This window comes from Streptomyces sp. CC0208 (assembly GCF_003443735.1).
In the GTDB taxonomy this organism is placed as follows: Bacteria; Actinomycetota; Actinomycetes; order Streptomycetales; family Streptomycetaceae; genus Streptomyces; species Streptomyces sviceus.
The window spans coordinates 7,575,875-7,597,306 of the sequence record NZ_CP031969.1; the positions used below are offsets into that span (position 1 = coordinate 7,575,875).

Consider the following 21,432-nt stretch of genomic DNA (forward strand, 5'->3'; position numbering starts at 1 on the left):
CCACCAGCGAATTCCCGGTCGCCGGCCGGGGCCCCGCGCCGCCGCCGTATGCTTCCGGCAAGGCCCTGGCCAGACAACTGGAGGAGTCCACGTGAAGGTCGGCTGCATCGGACTCGGTGACATCGCGCAGAAGGCGTATCTGCCGGTGCTCGGCGGTCGGCCCGGCGTCGAACTGCATGTGCAGACGCGGACCCCGGCGACGCTGACCCGGGTCGCCGACGGGCTCCACCTGCCCGAGGGGCAACGGCACCGGGACCTCGACTCGCTGCTCGCCCAGGGCCTCGACGCCGCCTTCGTGCACGCGCCGACGAGCGTGCACCCCGAGATCGTCGCGCGGTTGCTGGAGGCGGGCGTACCGACGTACGTCGACAAGCCGCTCGCGTACGAACTCGCCGACTCCGAACGGCTGGTGGCGCTCGCCGAGCAGCAGAACGTGAGCCTGGCCGTCGGCTTCAACCGGCGGTTCGCCCCCGGGTACGCGCAATGCGCCGAGCATCCGCGCGAGCTGATCCTCATGCAGAAGAACCGGATCGGGCTCCCGGAGGAGCCGCGCGCGATGATCCTCGACGACTTCATCCACGTCGTCGACACCCTGCGGTTCCTGGTGCCGGGGGCGGTCGACGACGTGACGGTACGCGCGCGCGTGGAGGACGGCCTGCTGCATCACGTCGTGCTCCAGCTCGCGGGGGAGGGCTTCACCGCGCTCGGGGTGATGAACCGGCTCAGCGGCTCGGCCGAGGAGATCCTGGAGGTGTCCGGGCAGGACACCAAGCGGCAGGTCCTCAACCTCGCCGAGGTGATCGACCACAAGGGCCAGCCGACCGTGCGGCGCCGCGGCGACTGGGTGCCGGTGGCCCGGCAGCGCGGCATCGAGCAGGCGGTGCTCGCCTTCCTCGACGCCGTGCGCGCGGGAAAGGTGCTCAGCGCCCGGGACGCGCTGGCGACCCATGAGCTGTGCGAGCGGGTGGTACGCGCGGTGCAGGAGCGGGCCGCCTGAACCGCCCGGCCAGTTGGAGGGCGCCCCACACGGCGAGGACCAGCAGTGCCGCGTGCACCGGCCAGTCGCCGAAGCGGACGTACGGCGTCGTCCCGGTGGCCAGCGGTACGTCGTACACGCGCGCGGTGCTGGCATCGGTGCCGACCCACGGTCCGACGCGCTGTCCGCTCGCGTCGTAGACGGCGGAGACCCCGGTCAGGGTCGAGTGCACCATCGGGCGGCCCGTCTCGGCGGCGCGCAGGGCGGCCAGCGAGGCGTGCTGCTCGGGGGCCCAGCTCTGCTGGAAGGACGAGGTCGCCGACTGGGCGATCAGCAACTGGGCGCCGTTCTCGGCGAGATGGCGGCTCATGTCGGGGAACGCCGACTCGAAGCACACCATCGGACCGACCTTCAGCCCGTGGCCCACGTTCATCACGACCTGCTCGGAGCCGTGCCTGCGGTTCTCGGCCGCCGCCTTGCCGACCGAGGTGACCCAGCCGAGCAGCGAGCGGGCCGGGATGTACTCGCCGAAGGGGACCAGGCGCATCTTGTCGTAGCGGTCGCCGGTGAGGCCGTCCGGACCGACCAGGACCGAACTCTTGTAGATGCCGGGCTTGTCGGAGCGGCGGGCATCCACGTTGACGAGGATGTCGGCGCCGGTCTCCTCGGAGAGCGCCGCGATCCGCTTCGACAGGTCGGGCCGGTCCCCGAGGTCGAAACCGACGCTGCTCTCGCCCCAGACGATCAGGTCGACGTCCTGCCCCGCGAGGTCGCGGGTCAGCTGCTCCTCGCGGGCGAAGCGCCGGTCGGGGCCGTCGATGACACCGGGCTGGACGACGGCGATGCGGGTGCCGCCGCCCGTGTCGGGACGCGGCGACCACATCCAGGCTGCCGAGGTCACGGCAGCGGTGGCGACCAGGCCCGCCACCGCGGGGACCCGGGACTCGCGGACCGTCACCAGCACGGCGAACGACACATTGACGGCCACGATCAGGAAGCTGATCAGCCACACCCCGCCCACCGAAGCCAGCCGCAGGGCCGGCGCGACCTCCCACTGGCTGGCCCCGAGCACGCCCCAGGGGCCGCCGAGCCCCTGCCAGGAACGGACGAGCTCGATGCCGAGCCAGCCCGACGGCAGTACGGCCAGGGCGGCGGCGATCCGGCCGCGCGAGGGAGTTCCGGCCAGGAAGTGCCGGACGAGCGCGCCCCACGGGGCCCACAGCGCGCCGAGCAAGGCGCCGATGACGAAGATGAACACGCTCAGGCTCGGCAGCAGCCAGTGGTGCATTCCCACCATGAACCCGAAACCGCCGGCCCAGCCGTCGTACGCCGCTCGTTTCGCCGTCGGAGCCGAGCGGATCAGCGCGATCCAGGGGACGAGGGCGACGTAGGCGAGCCACCACAGGGACGGTGCCGGGAACGCGAGGACGGGGAGGGCGCCTGCCAGCACCGCGACGGTCGAGCGCCGCCACGGGGAGGCAAGCCAGTGGCCGGACAGGTTCATACGGCACCTCCTACCCCGTGCGGGTGACCAGTGTGCGTGTGGTTGACCACCCCGAGGGTGCCGGCTCAGTTGATCACAGGTGTGGGCCGGGGGTCCGGCAGACGCCGCCACTTCTCCCGCACGACGACCTCGCGCAGCCGCCAGCCGTCGTCCGTGCGCAGCAGGGCGAAGGCGTAGCGGCCGCCGCAGACGAAGTCGGGGGCGGTGGAGGGGGCGTCGTCGGCGAGGCGCATGGGGTTGATGTAGTCGGCCTGGACGTGGGCCGTGTCGCCGGTGTCCTGGTCCAGGGTGTCGAACCGGACGCGGCGGTTGACGATCAGGTGCTGGCGCATCGAGAACAGCCGCAGGCTCTCCGCGAGCCAGGCGGCGACGTGGTGCGCGTCCCCCTCGATCCCGCCCGCGGAGCGGTAGTCGGCCCGGCCGTCCGAGGTGAACAGTCCCCGGTACGCCTCCCAGTCGCCGTCGTCGACGGCCACGGCGTAATCGGTGACGAGTGCGTCCACGGTCAGCCGGTCCATCACGGTCGCGAGCTCCACACGCTGCGTCATCGGCTCAGTGTTGGGCATGCGGCGAGCCGAGCCAAGGGGCGTGCGGGGACATTCGGAGGGCGGGGTGGGGGACGAGCGGGACGGCCGGTCGGCGGGGGCGGCCGGTCAGCCCTCGGCCAGGACGTCGAGGGGCCAGGCGGTCGAGTGGGGGCCGAACCTGTTCTTGGCCGCGAGGGCGACCATGCGGGCGTTGCGGGCTTCGGCCTCGGGGCCGTCCGGCACGTGGTAGTCGTCGCCGGCGCGGGCGGAGCTCGCCTGCACGGTCGTGGCCGCCGGGGCCCGCCTGCGGACGTACCGGTCCAGCGCGTCGGGCACCTCGTCCGGTGCCGTGTCGGTCAGGCAGTCGCCGAGGACGGCCGCGTCCATGACGGCCTGGGCCGCGCCCTGGGCCTGGAAGGGCACCATGGCGTGGGCGCTGTCCCCGAGGAGCGTGACCCGGCCGAGGTTCCAGCGCGCGAGCGGGGCGCGCGTGTGGATGCCGTAGCGGAACACCTGGCCCGCGCGGTCGAGGACGGTCAGCAGCCGGGGATCCCACCCGGCGAAGGTGCGCAGCTGCTCACCGGGTTCCGCCCGCGCGGTCCACGACTCCTGGGCCGCCCGGTCCGTCACGAACACGGCCACCATGTTGAGGAGTTCGCCGCCGCGCAGCCAGTAGTGGACGACGTGGCGGTCCGGGCCGAGCCAGCCGGCGTACTCCGGGAGGTCCAGGTCGGCGACCTCGGCGGCGGGGAGGAGGGCCCGGTAGGCGGCGGTGTGGGAGAACACCGCCTCGTCCGCGCCGAAGAGCCACTGGCGGGCCGCGGAGCGGATGCCGTCGGCGGCCACGACGAGGTCGGCGTCCAGACGTTCGCCGCTCGCCGTGGTCACATGGGCCGCCTTGTCGTCTTGGTCGATCCCCACGACGGCGGTGGCCAGGCGCAGCGCATCGGGCGGTACGGCGGCCACCAGGGCGCGTTGGAGATCGGCCCGGTGGATCTGGAGGTACGGCGCCCCGAACTCCTCCTCCGCCTCCCGGCCGATGACGTAGCGGCAGATCTCGGAGCCGTCGGACCAGGTGCGGAAGCTGATGTGGTCCGGGCGCGTGGAGTGTTCGGCGACGGTGTCGAGCAGTCCCAGACGGCGCAGTACGCGGGTGGCGTTGGGGGCGAGCTGGATGCCGGCGCCGACCTCGGTGAGCCGCCGCGACTGCTCGACGAGGGTCACGTCATGGCCGGCCCGGCGCAGGCTCAGCGTCGCGGTCAGTCCGCCGATGCCCGCGCCCACGACGATCGCTCTCATGGCATGTCCTCACTTCGAGGGATGTGCCTTCTTCTTGGGAAGTTCAGGCCGCCTTGATGACGTCACCGCGGATCGCGGCCGCCCACTCGACCACCAACAGCTCGTACTCCGCGCGCTCCTGGGAGGACAGGGTGCCGCCGGCGCGCATCCACAGCGCCCGGATCTGCTCGTTCACCTCGGAGGCGGAGCGCACGGAACCAGGGGTCAGGGAATCGGGGGACATGCGTACAAGCCTAGGCGCAAGCACTGACAGTGCGCTACCGGACGGCTACACAGAAGGTATGCGATGCGTCACGGGTTTTGGGGCGGGTGCGCGGGTCAGCCCGCCGACTCCGCCGCGTGGGGGCTCAGGACGCCGAAGGGCATGAAGCTCTTGGTCGAGATGAACTTCATGAACCAGTTCATGCGTCGAGGTCCTGAGCCGCTTTGACCTGCCGTTTTCCACCACTCTTCAAGATCGAATCAGGGAGCGGTGGGAGATGGCACTTTCCAGTGCTCTCCCTCGCTGGCCACGAAGCGCAGCCACCGAGTTTGCAGTGAATCGGCGATCTCCTGCTCCATGGTCAGGGTCACATGCGAGTGGAGACCTTCCACGCCGGCGACCTCGTGGCCGATGCGGGTCTCCACTGCGATTCGACTGTGCCGATCTTCGTCCAACCACTCCTTGCCGCCGTGCCGAAGCAGGTAAGCGGCGTTGTCACGTTGTCGGGTGGGCGGTGTCTGATGGTGCGTCGCGGCATGGTGGAGCCCGGTTCCGGGCTGTCTCAGGCAGCGGTGGCGAGGCCTGCGACGCCTAGGCGTCTGCCGCCGAGGACGCCTCCTTCTCCGACCCCGTCGTCTCTTCGGATGTGAGAGAGGGCCCGTCGCCGCAGGGACCTCCGCCGACGATGGCGTCGTCGGGGTTGACGAGGTGCCGGGCCGATTCCACGGCAGCGAGTGGCGCGACGTGGGCGCCGAGAGGTCGTTTGAGCCTCCATCAGACTCGGCGAGGTTGACTGGCCGTTGCAGTCCCAGATGTTCACGGCGGTGCCGTTGGCGGTGGCTGCGCCGACGACGTCCAGACACTTGGCGCCGCCGTAGACCCGCAGCTCGCCCGCGCTGGTGCTGGTGAACCGTTGGTTGGCGGCGCCGTTGCAGTCCCAGATCCCAGCGAGGGTTCCGTGGCCTGGGAGCGGCCGGTGATGTCCAGGCAGCGGCCGCAGCCCTGGCCCTTGAGTGAGCGTGAACGGGCCGACGCCCCGGAGAGGAATCTCCAGGGCGTGATGAGCTCTACACCGTGGCTATGTCTGCCATGCCGGACACGGAGAAGGCGGGCAGTCCGGTGGCGGTGATGACCTTGGTGAGGTAGCCGTTCCTGTCGATCATCGCCGGCCAGGCTGTCCAGGGTTACGACGGCGGAGGGCGCCCTCCGTCGTCGCGGACTGGATCCGGGGGACCACTGAGGCGCTGCGCTGCCACGGTCGCGTCGTTCTCCTGGACTGTTCGGTTTGAACACTAGGTGTCCGAGGCGGCCCAGGATGCGACGGGTGGCGGGCGGATCTGCCTGGGGAAATGAGCGGCAGGGTCACCCTGCTACGCGGTACGGTGCGCCGATGTCAGAGATCAAGAAGTTCCAAGTCACCTTTGACTGCGCAGAACCTGAGCGCCTCGCTCGCTTCTGGTGTGAAGTGTTGGGGTACGTCACGCCGCCGCCACCTGAGGGGTTCACCACCTGGGACGATTTCAACCGCACCCTGCCTCCTGAGAAGCAGGGATCATGGTTCTCCTGCAGTGATCCCTCAGGCGTAGGCCCGCGTCTGTTCTTCCAGCGCGTCCCGGAAGGCAAGCACGTTAAGAATCGGGTGCACCTCGACGTCCGGGTCGGGACCGGGCTCGTGGGGGACGAGCGCCTCGCTGCGCTCGAAGCCGAGTGCGCACGACTGATCGCGCTCGGTGCGACCCACGTGCAAACGCTGTATGCCGATGAGGAAAACGAGTCGTGCATCCCGATGCTGGACATCGAGGGCAACGAGTTCTGTATCGACTGAACATTCTTCGAGCCGGGAGGCCGGGAGCCACCTCCCTTGGGCCTCTCCGGTCTCGCATGGGGCGGAAGTTGGCCTGCGAGGGCGAGGTTGTGCAGCCGGGCGACGCCGAGTACGGCGGGTGTGAACGCCGTCGCCTTTCAGACGGCAGTCACGAAAGATCTTCCATGCCCTCATCCGGGCGAAAACGTGCTCGACACGGGCCCGGATGTTGTGGTGCGAGGGGTTGTGCTCCTCTTTGCAAGCTGGCAGTTCGGTCTGGCCGCATTCACGGCGGTGCGGAATGAGTAGACCGGTGCCCCGATAGCCGCCGTCCGCGATGACCGTGGCCCGGCCGACAGCGGCATTCGCACCGGAAAGTTCCCATGCCTTGCAATCGTTGCGGTTGCCGGGCAAGCAGGATGCGCCGGACCAGCGAGCGGCCCACCCTCGATCCCCTCGGCCCGCGCTGCTGCGGCCAGAGAATCCAGCATCCACTCGGGCGGCCCCAACTCGGGCGTCCGCGCACCCGGCCGGGCCATCTCGGCGGCGACAAGGCGTATTCCTCCCGCCGCAACCGCCGCTACCTGCGGCGGCGCCAGATCAAGCACACCATCCCCGAACCGAGGAACCAGCGGGCCAACCGCGAGCGCCGGGGCCGCGAGGGCGGCCGGCCCACCTGCTTCGACAAGACGAGCTACAAGAGGAGGAACGAAGTCGAGCGAACGATCAATGCCCTCAAGAACTCCCGGGCTGTGGCCACGAGGTTCGACAAGCGTGCCTACGTCGTCCACGGCACCGTCACCGTCGCTTCGATCAGACGCTGGCTCCGCTTGTGACCAGCTGAAGGGAGCTGATCAGACGCCGGTCCGTCCGTCGACGAGCTCTCGCACGATGTCGAGGTGCCCGTTGTGTCGGGAGATCTCTTCGATGAGGTGGAGGATCACCCAACGGAGGTCCACGTGGCGGCCGTCACTGATGGAACGCTTGGCCCTTGCGTTCAAGTCGTGGTCGGACAGCAGGCGACGGTAGCGGTCGCTCTGCTCTTCGTATGCGGCGAGAAGCTGGGGCAACGGGACGTCGACAGCTGTCCGCATCTCGGGGTCGGGGTCGTCGTCACTCGCCTGCGTGAGCGGACCCGCTGGTTCCTCCCCCAGGAACATCACTTGGACCCAGTGGTACTCGACCCACCGCAGATGGCTGATCAGCCCACACAGGGTCATCAGCGGTGAGTTCGGGAGCGGGGCCCTGCGGGCGTCTTGTGCGGACACGCCCTCGCACTTGGCTCGCGCCGTGTCACGAGCGTAGTCCAGGAAGGTGATCAGCTGCGTGCGCTCGTCCCAGGTGGGAGGCGTATCGGTTCGTTGCGTCATCGCGGGGAGTCTCCCGCAGGTCGTAGGGGCGCGCGAGTGATTAATGAACACCACCCCGTCGAGTACTGCCTCATCCACCCTGGGCACGTCGGCCCGGCGAGATCCGCCGGACAGGCTCACATGGGTGGGGGGCGCCGCAGGCAAGCGGCAGGTCCAGGCGTGGCATCTGCTCTACAGCGGACCTGCGGTTATCCCCAGGAGGAAAACTGAAGGTGGCAGGCTGCCCGGGACCTGCCGCCCATCGGCAGCCTTGATCCATGCCTGTATTTCACAGATCACATCGATTGCATCGCTTACTGCTACTCCTGCTGGCGCTGACGCTCGGGGTCGGCACGCTGACGGTCGCCGCCCGGCCGGCGCACGCGAACGTGAACGCGATGACCACCACCGATCCGGTGCGCGAACTGGCGCGCGTCGCGAAGCCGTTGCGTTCCACGGAGGCAGGCGCCCCCGGCAGCGATCTGCGCCCGCTCGGCCGCATGATCGGCTCGGCGAAGATCGTCGGCCTGGGCGAGGCTACGCACAGCTCTCGGCAGTTCTTCACGATGAAGCACCGTGTCTTCCGGTATCTCGTCGAGGAGCAAGGCTTCACCACCTTCGCGCTGGAGGCGCCCTGGTCCACCGGCCTGGTCCTCAACGACTACGTGTTGTACGGGAAGGGCGACCCGGAGAAGCTCATGCGGGAGGAGTTCCAGAGCTCGTACCGGATATGGAACACCCGCGAGTATCTCGACCTGCTGAGGTGGATGCGCGCCCACAACGTTCGCCACCCCGACCGCCCCGTGCAGTTCATGGGTGAGGACAACGGTTACGCGGGACCTGAGCTCTTCGACGCGGTCACGGACTATGTGGCCACGTACCACCCGGAGCTGCTGCCGGAGTTCCGCCGCCTTTACCGCGGGCTCCGGCCGACGGGGAGCGTGGAGGAGACCGTCAACGAAAACATGGCCAAGCCCATCGCCGAGCGCGAGCGGACGGCCGTGGATGTGCGGCGCGCCTACCAGCTGCTTCAGGCGCAAGGGCCGGACGAGAATCCGCAGGCGTACCAGTGGATCCTCCAGCACGCCAGGGCCATCTCCCAGACCGGCACCCTCTACGCGTACTACGACTTCTCCGACCCGGCGAAGATCGCTCGGGCCATGCTCTACCGCGACCAGATCATGGCGGAGAACACTGTGTGGTGGCAGCGGCACACCGGCCACCGGATGCTGTTGTCGGCCCACAACGGCCATGTCTCCTACGAGTCCGACAACCCTGAGCAGTATCCGAAGACCCAGGGGGAGTTCATACGCCAGACGGTCGGGGCCGAGTACGTGAACATCGGTTACACCTTCGGGCAGGGCTCGTTCAACGCGATGGATCTGACGGATCCGGAAGAGCCCTACCGTCGCTTCTCCGTGAAGCCGCTGGGCGCGGGCAGCAGTGAGGAGGTGCTGGAGAGAGTCTCGCGGCGGGACTACTACGTCGATCTACGGGCCGTGCCCGAGCCGACGCGAGACTGGCTGATGGCGAAGCGGCTGACCCGCTCCATCGGGAACGCCTGGCCGGAGGACCCCTACCAAACCTCGCTCGGGCGCCAGTTCGACGTGCTGATACACCTCCATCGCGTCACGGCCGCGGATCTCCTGTCAACGGCCAGAGACTGAAAGTCCCTGGCTGCGACAGCTCAGTAGGGGCGGGGACTGAGCCCTTTTCAACCTCAGTAGGGCTGTTGACGCGGCTCGCTCCTTGTTGAGCCGGGCGGAGACTGTGGGGGCAAGATGACCTCCGTGCCCACCATGGTTGTTGGGATCCACGTGCCGCTGGGGCGCGGAGGGTAGACCATGGGCCCGGGTGTCAGGCGTCTTCGCGGTAGAGGTCAGTGAACAGGGCGACGGCGGCGTGGGTGGCCGGGTGGGGGTCCTGTCGGCCCCAGATGAGGAGGACGGGGACAGGGACAGCGTCGCGCAGGGGGCGATAAGTGATGCCGTCGCGGCGGTACTGGGCGACGGTGGCCTGCGGGGTGACGCCGACAGAGCGGCCGGCGGCAATGGTGGCGAGCCAGTCGTCGACGTCGCGGGTGTACTCCACAGCAGGGCGGGCGTCTTCGGGCCACAGTTCCAAGGTGGTGGTGCCGGTTCGACGGTCCACCACCAGGGTGCGCTCGCGGATCTCCGCCAGGCGGATGCTGCGACGTCTGGTCCATGGGTCGTCGGAGGCGAGGGCGACGTAGCGGCGCTCGTGGCCCACGAGGGCGTGGGCGTAGCGGCGGGTGTCGACGGGGGTGCGGAGGACGGCCAGGTCGCACAGGCCCTCGGCGAGGCCGCCGGTGGGGGTGTTGTGGCGAATCAGGTGGAGTTCGACGTTGGGGTAGCGGTCGTGCCAGCGGCGCTGGAACTCGGCGGTGTGGCGGCCCATCGCGGACCAGGCGTGGCCGATGTGCAGCCGGGTGTGGCCGGTGGTGGCCTGGTGGACCAGTTCGTCGGCGTCGACCAGGAGATTCCGGGCGCGGGCGAGAACCTGCACGCCTGCGGTGGTGGGGGTGACAGTGCGGCTGGTGCGGTGCAGCAGTCGCACGCCGAGGATGCGCTCCAGTGCGAGCAGTGTGCGGGAGACCGCGGCCTGGGAGACTCCCAGCTCGATCGCGGCGTCGGTGAAGCTGCCGGTGTCGACGATCTCGACCAGGCAACGCAGGTGCCGCAGCTCCAGTTCCGTACGACCATCCATACGTCCAGCGTATAGCTGGGGGTTCGGATGCATTTTGCGTATGCGTCGGTCCGGCGGATGGTCGTGCCATGACACTCGAAGCTCGCGCAGAGACTTCGGCCGCCCCGGCGCAGGCGTCGTCGCCCCGGTGGTCCGGGGTGGCGCTGATGATGGGGAGCGGCCTGTCCAACCAGGTCGGAGCATCAATAGCCGCGCTCGCCTTCCCGGTGCTGGGGCCGGCGGGAGTGGTGGCGGTGCGCCAGTGGGTGGCCGCCGTGGTGCTGCTGAGCGCCGGCCGGCCGAACCTGCGTTCATTCACCGCCGCGCAGTGGCGTCCGGTCCTTGGCCTTGCCGCGGTGTTCGCGACCATGAACCTCACGCTGTATGCGGCGATCGACCGGATCGGGCTCGGCCTGGCGGTCACCCTGGAGTTCCTCGGCCCGCTCACTGTGGCGCTGGCAAGCTCTCGCCGGCGTATCGATCTGGCCTGTGCTCTCGCCGCCGCGGTGGGCGTGGTGGTCCTCACCCGCCCCCGGCCCAGCACGGACTATCTCGGCATCGGCCTGGCCCTGATCGCCGCCGTCTGCTGGGGCTGTTACATCCTCCTCAACCGCGCCGTGGGCGAGCGCCTGCCCGGGCTGCAGGGATCGGCCGCCGCCGCGGCCGTCTCCGGCCTGCTCTACCTGCCCCTCGGCGCTGCGGTCCTGTGGCTCCACCAGCCCACCGTCGGCTCCCTGCTGTGCGCGCTTGCTGCCGGTGTGCTGTCCTCCGCGGTGCCGTTTCTCGCCGACCTGCTCGCGCTGCGCCGGGTCCCCGCCCGCTTCTTCGGGATCTTCATGAGCGTCAACCCGGTGTTCGCCGCTCTGATCGGCATGCTCGTCCTTGACCAGTACCTCGGTGCGGCATCGTGGCTGGCCATCACCGTGATCGTCACCGCCAACGCCGTCTCGGTGGGCACCGCCGCCAGCCGCTCGGAGAAGGAGACCAACCTCTTGCGGTGAACCCGCGTCGACGCCCGCGCCACGGTGTGAGCCTTTGTCGAGGCAGGCAAGGTGGCTGACGCGGGTGCGGACGAACGGGTGGCCATTCCACCAGGCATCGAGGCGTACGAGGTTGAGTGCAACGGCGGAGAGGACGTGCTCCAGGTGGGTCTTCTGGAGGCCGGGGTAGCGGGCGCGTCTCTTCCTCGACCTGCCCATCGGAACGAGAAGGTCGACCGGCTCGGCGGGCGGAAGCAGGTCCGGCTCGCGGATCTTCAGCTTGCCGCCGACCCGGGCAGCAGGGATCTCGCTATCGGCAATCCGCTTACGGATCGTGATCGAGTGACCGTCGTTCGCGTGCTCCAGCTCGCGCATGTCGCACAGGCGCTCAAGTGTCGATGGGGTCGGCATCAGGGACCTCTTGTTCATCGATGAGTTGTCTCGTGTGTCCGCGCTCTACGCGGCGAGCTTCGATCGAGACCGTCCCTCGTCCACCGTGAGCGGGGACGGGCGGCGGTGGTGGAGCGCCAGTTTTAGGGCCGCGCGCCAGATGAGATCACCGGCGGCTGGGGACCTCCGGCTCCTCCAGGTCCTCGCGATCAACGGGGACATGGGGGAAGTCGCCATCGCGGTGTACGGGGCACGGTGAGGCAGCCACCTGGGACACGGTGGATGAGCGGCTGCGTTTCCGCGTGGTGAGGGTCGCGGCCCAGGCCGGACATGAACCTCAGCTGACCCGCACTACCCTCTGCGCGGAAGGGCCCGCACGGCATGCCGTGCGGGCCCTTCCCTTGCAAGATGATCATGGCGTGGTGATGCAGTCAGGCGCTAGAAAATGCTGGACAGCGCTAGATGCGCCTACCGTGTCAGCCCGCGGATTCGCCTGCGTGCGGGCTCAGCACACCGGCACCGACCAGCACGAACAGCAGGATCCCGAGCGCGATGCGGTACCAGACGAAGGGCATGAAGCTCTTGGTCGAGATGAACTTCATGAACCAGGCGATCACCGCGTAACCGACGGCGAAGGCGATCACCGTGGCGAAGATCGTGGGGCCCCAGGAGACGTGGTCGCTCTCCAGGGCGTCCTTCAACTCGAAGAGCCCGGAGGCGAGTACGGCCGGGATGGCGAGGAGGAAGGAGTAGCGGGCCGCGGACTCGCGCCGGTAGCCCATGAAGAGGCCGCCGCTGATGGTGGCGCCGGAGCGGGAGACGCCGGGGACGAGGGCCATGGACTGGCACAGGCCGAAGATCAAGCCGTCCTTGACTCCGAGGTCCTCAAGTCCCTTGCGCTGCTTGGGCGCGCGATGCCGGCCGCCGGTTTCGTCGCGTGCCGCCAGCCGGTCGGCGACGCCGATGACGATGCCGACGACGATCAACATCGTGGCGGTGATGCGCAGATCGCGGAACGGCCCCTCGATCTGGTCCTTGAACAGCAGCCCCAGCACGCCGATGGGGATGGACCCGACGATCACCAGCCAGCCCATCTGGGCGTCGTGATCGCTGCGCAGTTCCTTCTTGACGAGGGAACGGCTCCACGTAGAGATGATCCGCCCGATGTCCTTGCGGAAGTAGATCAGCACGGCGGCCTCGGTGCCGATCTGGGTGATCGCGGTGAAGGCCGCCCCGGGGTCCTTCCAGCCGGAGAAGGCCGCGGTCAGGCGCAGATGCGCGCTGGAGGAGACGGGAAGGAACTCGGTCAGCCCCTGGACGAGTCCGAGGATGAGTGATTCGAACCAAGACATGAAGTTACGGCGTCCAAGTGCTGGTCGTGTGACGGGAGTCGGGCGTGCCGCATCACCGGGCGCGGTGATCGGGGTGCGAGGGCAGCGTAACGCCCCGCGGTGACGGGCCGGCCACAGGGGCGGTCAGGCCGCCGTCGGCCCGGTCACCGTCCAGCCGGGGGCCTGGGGGTGAGCCGTCAGGTCCTCGTGGCGGACCGTGTCCCCACAGGCGGAGCAGGTGACCTGGGGCAGCAGTTCGTTGCCGCAGCCGTGCTCGACGACCATCGGCCGGTCGTCGTCCTTGCGCACGTGCCGGTCTCCCCAGGCCATGAGGGTCAGCAGCACGGGTTCCAGTTCGAGCCCTGCCTGTGTGGGCCGGTACTCGAAGCGCTGCGGCCGCTCGCTGTAGACCCGCTTGGTCAGCACCCCTGCGTCGACGAGTCGGCGCAGCCGGGTGGCCAGGATGTCGCGCGGGGCCCCGATGTTGCGCACGAGCTGGTCGAAGCGGCCGTTCCCCAGGCAGACCTCCCGCAGCACGAGCAGGGAGTACTTCTCGCCGACGAGCGCCAGGGTGTCGGCGATGGAGCAGGGACGCGGGTCTCGGGTGGCGGCCATGATCCCCAGTCTAGGGGAGAGTTTGGTTCTCCAACTTATGGGTTTGATTTTCCAACCCACAAGGCTATGGTGAGTTTGGATTTCCTACTCACCAGTAATCGCCCTCATTGATGGAGGCCCCACCATGCGTGACGCAGTCGTCGTCGAAGCCGTACGCACCCCCGTGGGCAAGGGCAAGCCGAGCGGCGCCCTCGCGCACGTGCACCCCGTCGAACTCCTCGCCCACACCCTGCGCACCCTCGTCGAGCGCTCCGGCGTCGACCCGGCGCTCATCGACGACGTCATCGGCGGCGCCGTCGACCAGGTCGGCGAGCAGGCCATGAACACCACCCGCTACGCGGCCCTGTCGGCCGGGTTCCCGGAGACGGTCCCGGCGACCACCGTGGACCGCCAGTGCGGTTCCTCCCAGCAGGCCGTGCACTTCGCCGCGCAGGGCGTGATCGCGGGCGCCTACGACATCGTCGTCGCCTGCGGGGTCGAGTCGATGAGCCGCGTGCCGATGTGGTCGAACGTCCCCGAGGGCAAGGACCCCTTCGGCCCCGGGGTCGCCGCACGCTATGAGGAGGGCCTGGTCCCGCAGGGCATCAGCGCCGAACTCATCGCCGCCAAGTGGTCGATCGGCCGCGAGCAGATGGACGCCTTCGCCGTCTCCTCGCACCGCAAGGCCGCGGCGGCCTGGGAGAAGGGTCTCTTCGACGCCGAGGTCGCGCCCCTGGAGGGTGTCTCACGCGACGAGTGCGTCCGCCCGGGCAGCACCCCAGAGATCCTCGCCGGCCTCAAGCCCGCCTACTACGACCCGATCTTCGCCGAACGCTTCCCCCAGATCGAGTGGAACGTCACAGCGGGCAACGCCAGCCCCATCAACGACGGCGCCTCGGCCGTCCTCATCATGTCGGGAGAGACAGCCGAACGCCTCGGCCTGCGCCCCCTCGCGAGGCTCCACAGCTTCGCCGTCACCGGCTCCGACCCGATCCTCATGCTCACCGGCGTCATCCCGGCCACCGAGCAGGTCCTGCGCCGGGCCCACCTCAGCCTCGACGACATCGACCTCTTCGAGGTCAACGAGGCGTTCTCCAGCGTGGTCCTGGCCTGGCAGCAGGAGACGGGCGCGGATCCGGCCAAGGTCAACGTCCACGGGGGCGCGATCGCGATCGGCCACCCGTTGGGCGCGAGCGGCACCCGTCTGACGACGACGCTGGTGCACGCGATGCGGGAACGCGGGGCCCGTTACGCCCTGCAGACGATGTGCGAGGCGGGCGGACTGGCCAACGCGATGGTTCTGGAGAGGGTGTGATCGACGTCTTTCAAGGGCGCCGCAGATGATGCCGCTTGCGCCACGCGACCACCGCCCCCGCCAACCCCGGCAGGGCGATCGCGGCCATGGCGATCAGGAACGCCGGCGAGGTCGGGGCTGAAGCCCGCGCACCGGCGACCACGTACGCGGCGGTGTTCGGAATCGACCCGAGCGCCGTCGCGGCGAGGAACGGCACATAGCCCATACGGGACACGGCGGCGCAGTAGTTGGCAGCCCAGAACGGCACTCCGGGGAACAGCCGCGCGGCCAGCATCGAGCGGAACCCGTGCCGGCTCAACTGCCCGTCCGCCGCCTTCAGCCACCGCCCCCGCAGCAGCGGCCGCAGCGCCTCCTGCCCGAGCACCCGGCCCAGGCCGAACGCGATCCCCGCGCCGAGCACCGTACCGGCGAGCGCCGAGGCGAGCCCGAGCTGTGACCCGAAGAGCGCTCCGGCGGCCAGATTGAGCAGCGGCCGCGGCACGAACGCCACCGTGCACAGCCCATAGGCCACCCCGAACACGACCGCGGCCGCCACCCCGCCGAGCTGGGGCGGCCAGCCGTCCGAGAGCAGTCTCTGCGGCTCGAACAGCAAGACCGTGGACGCGGCGCCCGCGAGCAGCGCGACGAGCAGGGAGAGCCGGGACCACGGCGACAGCAGCACTCTCGTGCAGCGGGCGGTGAGACCCACCGGAGCGGGGGCGGGGAGAGCGAACTCCGTGGCGATGGCCGGGGGAGTGGCCGTGGCGGTGCCCCCAGAGCGGGTGGTGGCATCGAGCATCCTGTGACGGTAACCGACACCGACGGGTGATCGCCGTACGGGTGCCGTCCGTTGTACGGACGGGCGGCGCAGAAAACCGTTCGACGTGGGACGACACGTCGGACATGATCTGCGTCATGTTCCGGTACGCCTTCGCTCTCGCAGCATCCGCAGTCGCGGATGCGCCGAAGGCTGCCGTTCCCGTCTTCCTGGCCGCCGCAGACGGCGCCCGAAGCTGACCCTTCCCGGATCGTCCGGCGGACCCCGCAGGGGGAGGGTCGGCGAGTCCTTGGGGTCCCCGTTCTTCCGCGAACACGAAGAGGCTTCGAGGTACAGCCATGTCCAAAACCGCTTACGTGCGCACCAAGCCGCACCTCAACATCGGCACGATGGGTCATGTCGACCACGGCAAGACCACCCTGACCGCCGCCATCACCAAGGTCCTCGCCGAGCGCGGCAGCGGCACGTTCGTGCCGTTCGACCGCATCGACCGGGCCCCGGAGGAGGCCGCGCGCGGGATCACCATCAACATCGCGCACGTCGAGTACGAGACCGACACCCGGCACTACGCGCACGTGGACATGCCGGGCCACGCCGACTACGTCAAGAACATGGTCACCGGGGCCGCGCAGCTCGACGGGGCGATCCTCGTCGTCTCCGCGCTCGACGGGATCATGCCGCAGACCGCCGAACACGTGCTGCTCGCGCGGCAGGTGGGTGTCGACCACGTGGTGGTCGCCCTCAACAAGGCGGACGCGGCCGACGAGGAACTGGTCGAGCTCGTCGAGCTGGAGGTCCGCGAGCTGCTCACCGCGCACGGCTACGGCGGCGACGCCGTGCCCGTCGTACGGGTCTCCGGGCTGAAGGCGCTGGAGGGGGACCCGCGCTGGACGGCGTCGATCGAGGCGCTGCTCGACGCGGTGGACACCTATGTGCCCCTTCCCGAGCGGTATCTGGACGCACCCTTCCTGATGCCGGTCGAGAACGTGCTGACCATCACCGGCCGGGGGACCGTGGTGACCGGTGCGGTCGAGCGGGGCACCGTGCGGGTCGGCGACCGGGTCGACGTGCTCGGGGCCGCCCTGGAGACGGTGGTGACCGGCGTCGAGACCTTCGGCAAGCCGATGGAGGAGGCGCAGGCCGGGGACAACGTGGCGTTGCTGCTGCGGGGTGTTCCCCGGGACGCGGTCCGGCGGGGCCATGTTGTGGCCGCGCCCGGCAGTGTCGTGCCCAGTCGTCGCTTCACCGCGCAGGTGTACGTGCTGTCGGCGCGGGAGGGCGGGCGTACGACGCCCGTCTCCACCGGGTACCGGCCGCAGTTCTACATCCGTACCGCGGATGTCGTGGGGGACGTGGACCTCGGTGAGGTCGCTGTCGCCCGGCCTGGCGAGAAGGTCGTCATGCATGTGGAGTTGGGGCGGGACGTGCCGCTCGAGGCGGGGCTCGGGTTCGCCATCCGTGAGGGTGGGCGGACCGTGGGGGCGGGCACGGTGACAGCCGTCGTGTGAGGGTGGTCGCCGTGTGTGGGGGACTGCGGGGCCGTTGTGGCTGGTCGCGCAGTCCCCCGCGCCCCTGATGGGGCGTTCTCGCCCAGGCACAATGAACAGATGACCGAGTCCCTGCCCGTCGCCCGTGCCGTTGATCACGGGTTCGCCAAGTTGATGCCTGACGTGGACCGGGAGCGGGCCTGGTTGCTGACGGTCGACGGGGCTCCGCAGTCGTACGTCGATCTCGACGAGCCGACCTATCTGGAGTTCGAGTACGCCCAGCGGCTCGGGCACGTCCTCGACGGCATCGGGGAGCCCGGGCGGGCGCTGGACGTGGTGCATCTCGGCGGGGGTGCTCTGACGCTGCCGCGGTATCTGGCCGCCACCCGGCCAGGGTCCCGGCAGGACGTCGTCGAGGCCGACCGGGCTCTGCTGGACCTGGTCGTCGAGCAGCTGCCGCTCGCGGACGGGGCCGGGATCGCGTTGCACGCGGCGGATGCGCGGGCGTGGCTGGAAAGCGCCCCGGCGGACTGTGCCGATGTGCTGGTCGCCGACGTCTTCGGCGGGTCGCGGGTCCCGGCGCACCTGACCTCACTGGAGTACGCCCGCGAGGCCGCACGGGTGCTCCGGAGCGACGGGGTCTATCTCGCGAACCTCGCCGACGGGGCCCCCTTCGCCTTTCTGCGGTCCCAACTGGCCAACTTCGCCGAGTCGTTCGAGGAGCTCGTGCTGATCGCCGAGCCGGGGGTGCTGCGCGGGCGACGGTTCGGGAACGCGGTGCTCGTCGCCGCGCGGGTGCCTCTCGACACGGCGGCTCTGGCGCGGCGTACGGCGGGCGATGCGTTCCCCGCGCGGGTTGAACACGGTGCCGGGCTGCGGAGGTTCATCGGTGCGGCGCGGCCGGTGCGGGACGAGGAGGCGGTGGCGTCGCCCGAGCCCCCCGACGGGGCGTTCGGCATCGGCTGAGTCGGTCATGGTGACCTTGTCGCCGCGCGGGTGCCTCTCGACACGGCGGCTCTGGCGCGGCGTACGGCGGGTGACGCGTTTCCCGCGCGGGTTGAACACGGTGCCGGGCTGCGGAGGTTCATCGGTGCGGCGCGGCCGGTGCGGGACGAGGAGGCGGTGGCGTCACCCGAGCCCCCCGACGGGGCGTTCGGCATCGGCTGAGTCGGTCACGGCGATCTGGGCCACCTGCTTGGTGCTCCGGCGCAGGTTGCGGACGTCCGGCACGCACAGCACGGCCGCCGTGACCGCCGCGATCAGGCCAGAGCAGCCCCACAGGGCGGCGGAACGTCCGAACGCCGACTCCGCGGGACCCGCCAGGGCCGCCGCGAGAGGCATGAGGGCGACCGAGCCGAACCAGTCGTAGGCCGAGACCCGGGAGAGCTTGTCCTCCGGTATCTCCTGGTGCAGGGCGGTCATCCAGGAGACGCCGAACACCTCGACGGTCGCACCGGCCACGAACATCGCCGTGCACAGCAGGGGCACCGAGACCGGCACGGCCAGCGCGGCGGACGGCAGCGCCATCGGGAACACGCAGAGGATCCCCACGAACAGCAGCCGGTGCGGCCTCCACCGGGTCATGAGGAGAGCCCCTACGACGGTGCCGGCGCCGAAGAAGCCGAGGGCCACGCCCCAGGGGCCCGCGCCGCCCAGGTCGTCCCGGGCGACGAGCGGGCCGTAGACCGCGTCGGCGGCGCCCAGGACCGCGTTGGCCACGGAGAACTGGACGACGACGCCCCACAGCCACGGCCGGCCCGCGACCTCCCGCCAGCCGTCCCGCAGGTCGGCGAGCATGCCGGCGCCCGGTGCGCGGACCGGGATGTGACCGACGTCGAGGAAGGCACGCAGCGAACCGGCGACCGCGAACGCGAGGGCGTCCGCCGCGAGCACCCAGCCGGGGCCCACCGCGGCGACCATCGCACCGCCGAGCGCGGCACCGCCCAGCGCCGCGCCCTGCATCGCCATCCGGAACACCGCGAAGGCCCGGCCGGCCTGTTCGCCGCTCACCGAGGACAGCAGCATGCCCTCGGCCGCCGGGCTGAAGAACGCGTGGCCCGTTCCGCCGAGCGCGGTCAGCAGCATCATCTGCCACAGCCGGGGTTCGCCGGCCAGGACGAGGACGGCGAACGCGCCCTGGGAGAGGCAGTTGAGGGTGTTGGCCGCGACCATCACGCGGTGCCGGGGCAGGCGGTCCGCCACGGCGCCGCCGATCAGCAGGAACACCACCAGCGGGAGGGTGCGCGCGGCGGCCACCAGACCCACGTCGCCGCTGTCGCCGCCCGCCTCCAGCACGGCGAACGCGGCGGCGATCAGGGCGCCGTTGCTGCCGAGGTTGGTGACGAACGCGGCGGCGGTCAGCAGACCGTAGTTGCGGCTCGCCCAGGCCGGTCTGCGGACGCGGGAGAAGTCGGTGGAGGGGGTCACCGGCCGACTATCGCCCGCGGGGTACGGCCTTGCCAAACGGTTTGCGGGCCGGATCGGGAGGAGACGCCGGTCACTGACGCCGGGCCTGGTCAGCGCTATCTACTCGTGGGTAACATCTCGGGCATGAGCGCAGACCAGATGTCCGTCGGTGAGATGCTCGCCGCGACCGTGCCCATGGTGCGGACCCTGAACCTCGAGTTCCTGGAGACCGGCCCGGAGAAGGTCGTGGTCGCCCTGCCCGACCAGGGGGAGTTCCACAATCACGTGGGCGGGCCGCACGCCGGGGCCATGTTCACGCTCGCCGAGTCGGCCAGCGGGGCGGTCGTCCTGGCCGCGTTCGGCGACCAGCTCTCGCGTGCGGTTCCGCTGGCCGTCAACGCCGAGATCGCCTACCGCAAGCTCGCGATGGGCCCGGTGACCGCCACGGCGACCCTGGGCCGCCCGGCCTCCGAGGTGGTCGCCCAGCTCGACGCCGGGGAGCGCCCCGAGTTCCCGGTCACGATCGAGATCCGCCGCGGGGACGGGGCGGTCACGGGCGAGATGACGGTGGTGTGGACCCTGCGACCGAACGGCTGAGTTCGGGGGCGGCGGCCTGAGTTCGGAGGAGCGGCGGCCTGTCAGGCCGCCAGTCCGCGTCCCCGTCCAGCCCCCTCCCGGCCCTCCAGCTCCGCCACGAACCCCTTGAGCCAGGTGGTGAATTCCGGGCCCAGGTCGGGTCGGGCGCAGGCCAGGCGGACTACCGTGCGGAGGTAGTCGGCCTTGTCGCCGGTGTCGTAGCGGAGGCCCTCGAAGACGACGCCGTGGACCGTGCCGTCGGTCGCCAGGGTCTGGAGGGCGTCGGTGAGCTGGATCTCGCCGCCGCGGCCCGGCGCGGTGCGGTCCAGGACGTCGAAGACCGCCGGGTCGAGGACGTAGCGGCCGATGACCGCGTAGGTGCTGGGGGCGGTTTCGGGGGAGGGCTTCTCCACGAGGCCGGTCACACGGACCACGCCCTCTTCCTCGGTCGGCTCCACCGCCGCGCAGCCGTAGAGGTGGATCTGCTCGCGAGGCACCTCCATGAGGGCGATCACGCTGCCCGCGTACCGTTCGCGGACGTCGAGCATGGTGCTCAGCAGGGTCTCGCGCGGGTCGATCAGGTCGTCGCCGAGGAGGACGGCGAAGGGCTGGTCGCCGACGTGGCGGCGGGCGCAGAGCACCGCGTGGCCGAGGCCGAGCGGCTCGCCCTGGCGGATGTGGTGGATGTTGGCCAGGCGCGCGGGATCGCGTACGGCGTCGAGCCGTACCGCGTCGCCCTTCGCCGCGAGGGCCTGCTCCAGCTCGAAGGCGTGGTCGAAGTGGTCCTCGATGGCCCGCTTGTGGCGGCCGGTGACCATCAGGACGTCGTCCAGCCCGGCCGCGGCGGCCTCCTCGACGACGTACTGGATGGCCGGCTTGTCGACGACCGGGAGCATCTCCTTCGGTGTCGCCTTGGTCGCCGGCAGGAACCGGGTGCCGAGCCCGGCGGCCGGGACGACCGCCTTGCGGACCGTGGGGGTGGGGGCGGGGGTGTCGGTCGTGTGGGGGACGATCATGCGGATCATGCTGCGGCACGAGGATGAGAGCACACCGGGAGACGCCTGGGAGCCCGCTGTGGACCCCGCTGTGGACCCGGCCAGGGCGGGAGATTTCGTGTGCCAAGCATCCGGCGGCCGCACACCACTCGACGCTCGCGTCCCGTTTATTTCGAATGCGGGTACGGATACCGGCGGTAACTTTTCTGAACTCGCCTCTTTTTGAACATGGGT

21 protein-coding genes and 3 pseudogenes are annotated in these 21,432 nt (G+C 70.2%); 10 read left to right on the forward strand and 14 right to left on the reverse strand.

The features are described from left to right. The first annotated feature begins 91 nt into the window (after window positions 1–91). Window positions 92–997 (forward strand): Gfo/Idh/MocA family oxidoreductase, encoded by a 906-nt coding sequence (locus D1369_RS34830; protein ID WP_007380525.1) that lies wholly within the window; start codon window positions 92–94, stop codon window positions 995–997. On the opposite strand, the gene lnt is transcribed toward D1369_RS34830, so the two are convergent. From lnt to D1369_RS44140, 6 genes are all read right to left on the reverse strand, one after another. After that, a complete protein-coding gene (lnt, locus tag D1369_RS34835) occupies window positions 921–2,480 on the reverse strand; it encodes an apolipoprotein N-acyltransferase (RefSeq protein ID WP_007380524.1) in 1,560 nt (519 codons plus the stop codon). The genes D1369_RS34830 and lnt overlap by 77 nt on opposite strands. Before the next feature lie 65 nt (window positions 2,481–2,545). Beyond that, window positions 2,546–3,028, reverse strand: a complete 483-nt coding sequence (locus D1369_RS34840) for a nuclear transport factor 2 family protein (RefSeq protein WP_037899219.1) — start codon at window positions 3,026–3,028, stop codon at window positions 2,546–2,548. Between the two features lie 105 nt (window positions 3,029–3,133). Continuing rightward, on the reverse strand, window positions 3,134–4,306 hold the full coding sequence (locus D1369_RS34845; protein ID WP_007380522.1) for an FAD-dependent monooxygenase: 1,173 nt from the start codon (window positions 4,304–4,306) through the stop codon (window positions 3,134–3,136). 43 nt (window positions 4,307–4,349) lie between these two features. Continuing rightward, a complete protein-coding gene (locus D1369_RS34850; protein WP_007380521.1) occupies window positions 4,350–4,529 on the reverse strand; it encodes a hypothetical protein in 180 nt (59 codons plus the stop codon). A 239-nt stretch (window positions 4,530–4,768) separates the two neighbouring features. Further along, window positions 4,769–4,963 carry a hypothetical protein gene (locus tag D1369_RS43185; protein WP_007380520.1) on the reverse strand — a complete coding sequence of 65 codons (195 nt, stop codon included), beginning with the start codon at window positions 4,961–4,963 and terminating at the stop codon, window positions 4,769–4,771. A gap of 107 nt (window positions 4,964–5,070) precedes the next feature. Continuing rightward, window positions 5,071–5,562 carry a ricin-type beta-trefoil lectin domain protein gene (locus tag D1369_RS44140; RefSeq protein ID WP_346426752.1) on the reverse strand — a complete coding sequence of 164 codons (492 nt, stop codon included), beginning with the start codon at window positions 5,560–5,562 and terminating at the stop codon, window positions 5,071–5,073. A gap of 336 nt (window positions 5,563–5,898) precedes the next feature. Between D1369_RS44140 and D1369_RS34860 the strand changes: the two genes are divergently transcribed. After that, complete coding sequence (locus tag D1369_RS34860; RefSeq protein WP_037899217.1) at window positions 5,899–6,333, forward strand: VOC family protein; 435 nt, start codon at window positions 5,899–5,901, stop codon at window positions 6,331–6,333. A 71-nt stretch (window positions 6,334–6,404) separates the two neighbouring features. On the opposite strand, the pseudogene D1369_RS34865 reads toward D1369_RS34860, so the two are convergent. Next, a pseudogene (locus tag D1369_RS34865) lies at window positions 6,405–6,726 on the reverse strand (transposase); the annotation flags it as partial. Between the two features lie 98 nt (window positions 6,727–6,824). Here D1369_RS34865 and D1369_RS34870 point away from each other — a divergent pair. Then, window positions 6,825–7,148 (forward strand): annotated as a pseudogene (locus tag D1369_RS34870) (transposase); the annotation flags it as partial. A gap of 18 nt (window positions 7,149–7,166) precedes the next feature. Here D1369_RS34870 and D1369_RS34875 read toward each other — a convergent pair. After that, on the reverse strand, window positions 7,167–7,682 hold the full coding sequence (locus D1369_RS34875) for a DinB family protein (protein WP_007380517.1): 516 nt from the start codon (window positions 7,680–7,682) through the stop codon (window positions 7,167–7,169). A 284-nt stretch (window positions 7,683–7,966) separates the two neighbouring features. On the opposite strand from D1369_RS34875, the gene D1369_RS34880 reads away from it, so the two are divergent. Beyond that, window positions 7,967–9,328: an erythromycin esterase family protein gene (locus D1369_RS34880; RefSeq protein WP_237557602.1), complete on the forward strand. Its 1,362-nt coding sequence runs from the start codon at window positions 7,967–7,969 to the stop codon at window positions 9,326–9,328. A 190-nt stretch (window positions 9,329–9,518) separates the two neighbouring features. Here the strand turns inward: D1369_RS34880 and D1369_RS34885 are convergent, their stop codons facing one another. Beyond that, complete coding sequence (locus D1369_RS34885; RefSeq protein WP_037899215.1) at window positions 9,519–10,388, reverse strand: LysR family transcriptional regulator; 870 nt, start codon at window positions 10,386–10,388, stop codon at window positions 9,519–9,521. A gap of 68 nt (window positions 10,389–10,456) precedes the next feature. Between D1369_RS34885 and D1369_RS34890 the strand changes: the two genes are divergently transcribed. Further along, entirely contained in the window at window positions 10,457–11,368 is a 912-nt protein-coding gene (locus D1369_RS34890; RefSeq protein WP_007380514.1) for an EamA family transporter, read from the forward strand. A gap of 845 nt (window positions 11,369–12,213) precedes the next feature. Here the strand turns inward: D1369_RS34890 and D1369_RS34900 are convergent. Together D1369_RS34900 and D1369_RS34905 are read right to left on the reverse strand one after the other, a co-directional pair. Further along, window positions 12,214–13,089 carry an undecaprenyl-diphosphate phosphatase gene (locus tag D1369_RS34900; RefSeq protein ID WP_007380513.1) on the reverse strand — a complete coding sequence of 292 codons (876 nt, stop codon included), beginning with the start codon at window positions 13,087–13,089 and terminating at the stop codon, window positions 12,214–12,216. A gap of 123 nt (window positions 13,090–13,212) precedes the next feature. Then, window positions 13,213–13,683, reverse strand: coding sequence for a helix-turn-helix domain-containing protein (locus D1369_RS34905; protein ID WP_007380512.1), 471 nt, complete (start codon window positions 13,681–13,683; stop codon window positions 13,213–13,215). A 124-nt stretch (window positions 13,684–13,807) separates the two neighbouring features. Here D1369_RS34905 and D1369_RS34910 point away from each other — a divergent pair, with 124 nt between their 5' ends. After that, on the forward strand, window positions 13,808–14,977 hold the full coding sequence (locus D1369_RS34910) for a thiolase family protein (protein WP_007380511.1): 1,170 nt from the start codon (window positions 13,808–13,810) through the stop codon (window positions 14,975–14,977). Between the two features lie 10 nt (window positions 14,978–14,987). Here the strand turns inward: D1369_RS34910 and D1369_RS34915 are convergent, their stop codons facing one another. After that, the gene (locus D1369_RS34915) at window positions 14,988–15,755 is read right to left on the reverse strand and encodes a TVP38/TMEM64 family protein (protein ID WP_007380510.1); all 768 of its coding nucleotides are present in this window, start codon (window positions 15,753–15,755) and stop codon (window positions 14,988–14,990) included. Between the two features lie 317 nt (window positions 15,756–16,072). On the opposite strand from D1369_RS34915, the gene tuf reads away from it, so the two are divergent. From tuf to D1369_RS44150, 3 genes and pseudogenes are all read left to right on the forward strand, one after another. Next, window positions 16,073–17,242 (forward strand): elongation factor Tu, encoded by a 1,170-nt coding sequence (gene tuf, locus D1369_RS34920; protein WP_007380508.1) that lies wholly within the window; start codon window positions 16,073–16,075, stop codon window positions 17,240–17,242. Between the two features lie 99 nt (window positions 17,243–17,341). Next, window positions 17,342–18,187 carry a fused MFS/spermidine synthase gene (locus tag D1369_RS34925; RefSeq protein ID WP_007380507.1) on the forward strand — a complete coding sequence of 282 codons (846 nt, stop codon included), beginning with the start codon at window positions 17,342–17,344 and terminating at the stop codon, window positions 18,185–18,187. A gap of 3 nt (window positions 18,188–18,190) precedes the next feature. After that, window positions 18,191–18,388, forward strand: a pseudogene (locus tag D1369_RS44150) (spermidine synthase-like protein); the annotation flags it as partial. On the opposite strand, the gene D1369_RS34935 reads toward D1369_RS44150, so the two are convergent. Continuing rightward, the gene (locus D1369_RS34935; protein ID WP_007380506.1) at window positions 18,350–19,648 is read right to left on the reverse strand and encodes an MFS transporter; all 1,299 of its coding nucleotides are present in this window, start codon (window positions 19,646–19,648) and stop codon (window positions 18,350–18,352) included. The pseudogene D1369_RS44150 and the gene D1369_RS34935 sit on opposite strands and share 39 nt — an antisense overlap. Window positions 19,649–19,786: 138 nt before the next feature. Here D1369_RS34935 and D1369_RS34940 point away from each other — a divergent pair, with 138 nt between their 5' ends. Continuing rightward, window positions 19,787–20,224, forward strand: a complete 438-nt coding sequence (locus D1369_RS34940; RefSeq protein ID WP_007380505.1) for a DUF4442 domain-containing protein — start codon at window positions 19,787–19,789, stop codon at window positions 20,222–20,224. A 41-nt stretch (window positions 20,225–20,265) separates the two neighbouring features. On the opposite strand, the gene galU is transcribed toward D1369_RS34940, so the two are convergent. After that, window positions 20,266–21,219, reverse strand: coding sequence for a UTP--glucose-1-phosphate uridylyltransferase GalU (gene galU / locus D1369_RS34945; protein WP_007380504.1), 954 nt, complete (start codon window positions 21,217–21,219; stop codon window positions 20,266–20,268). Window positions 21,220–21,432 lie beyond the last annotated feature (213 nt).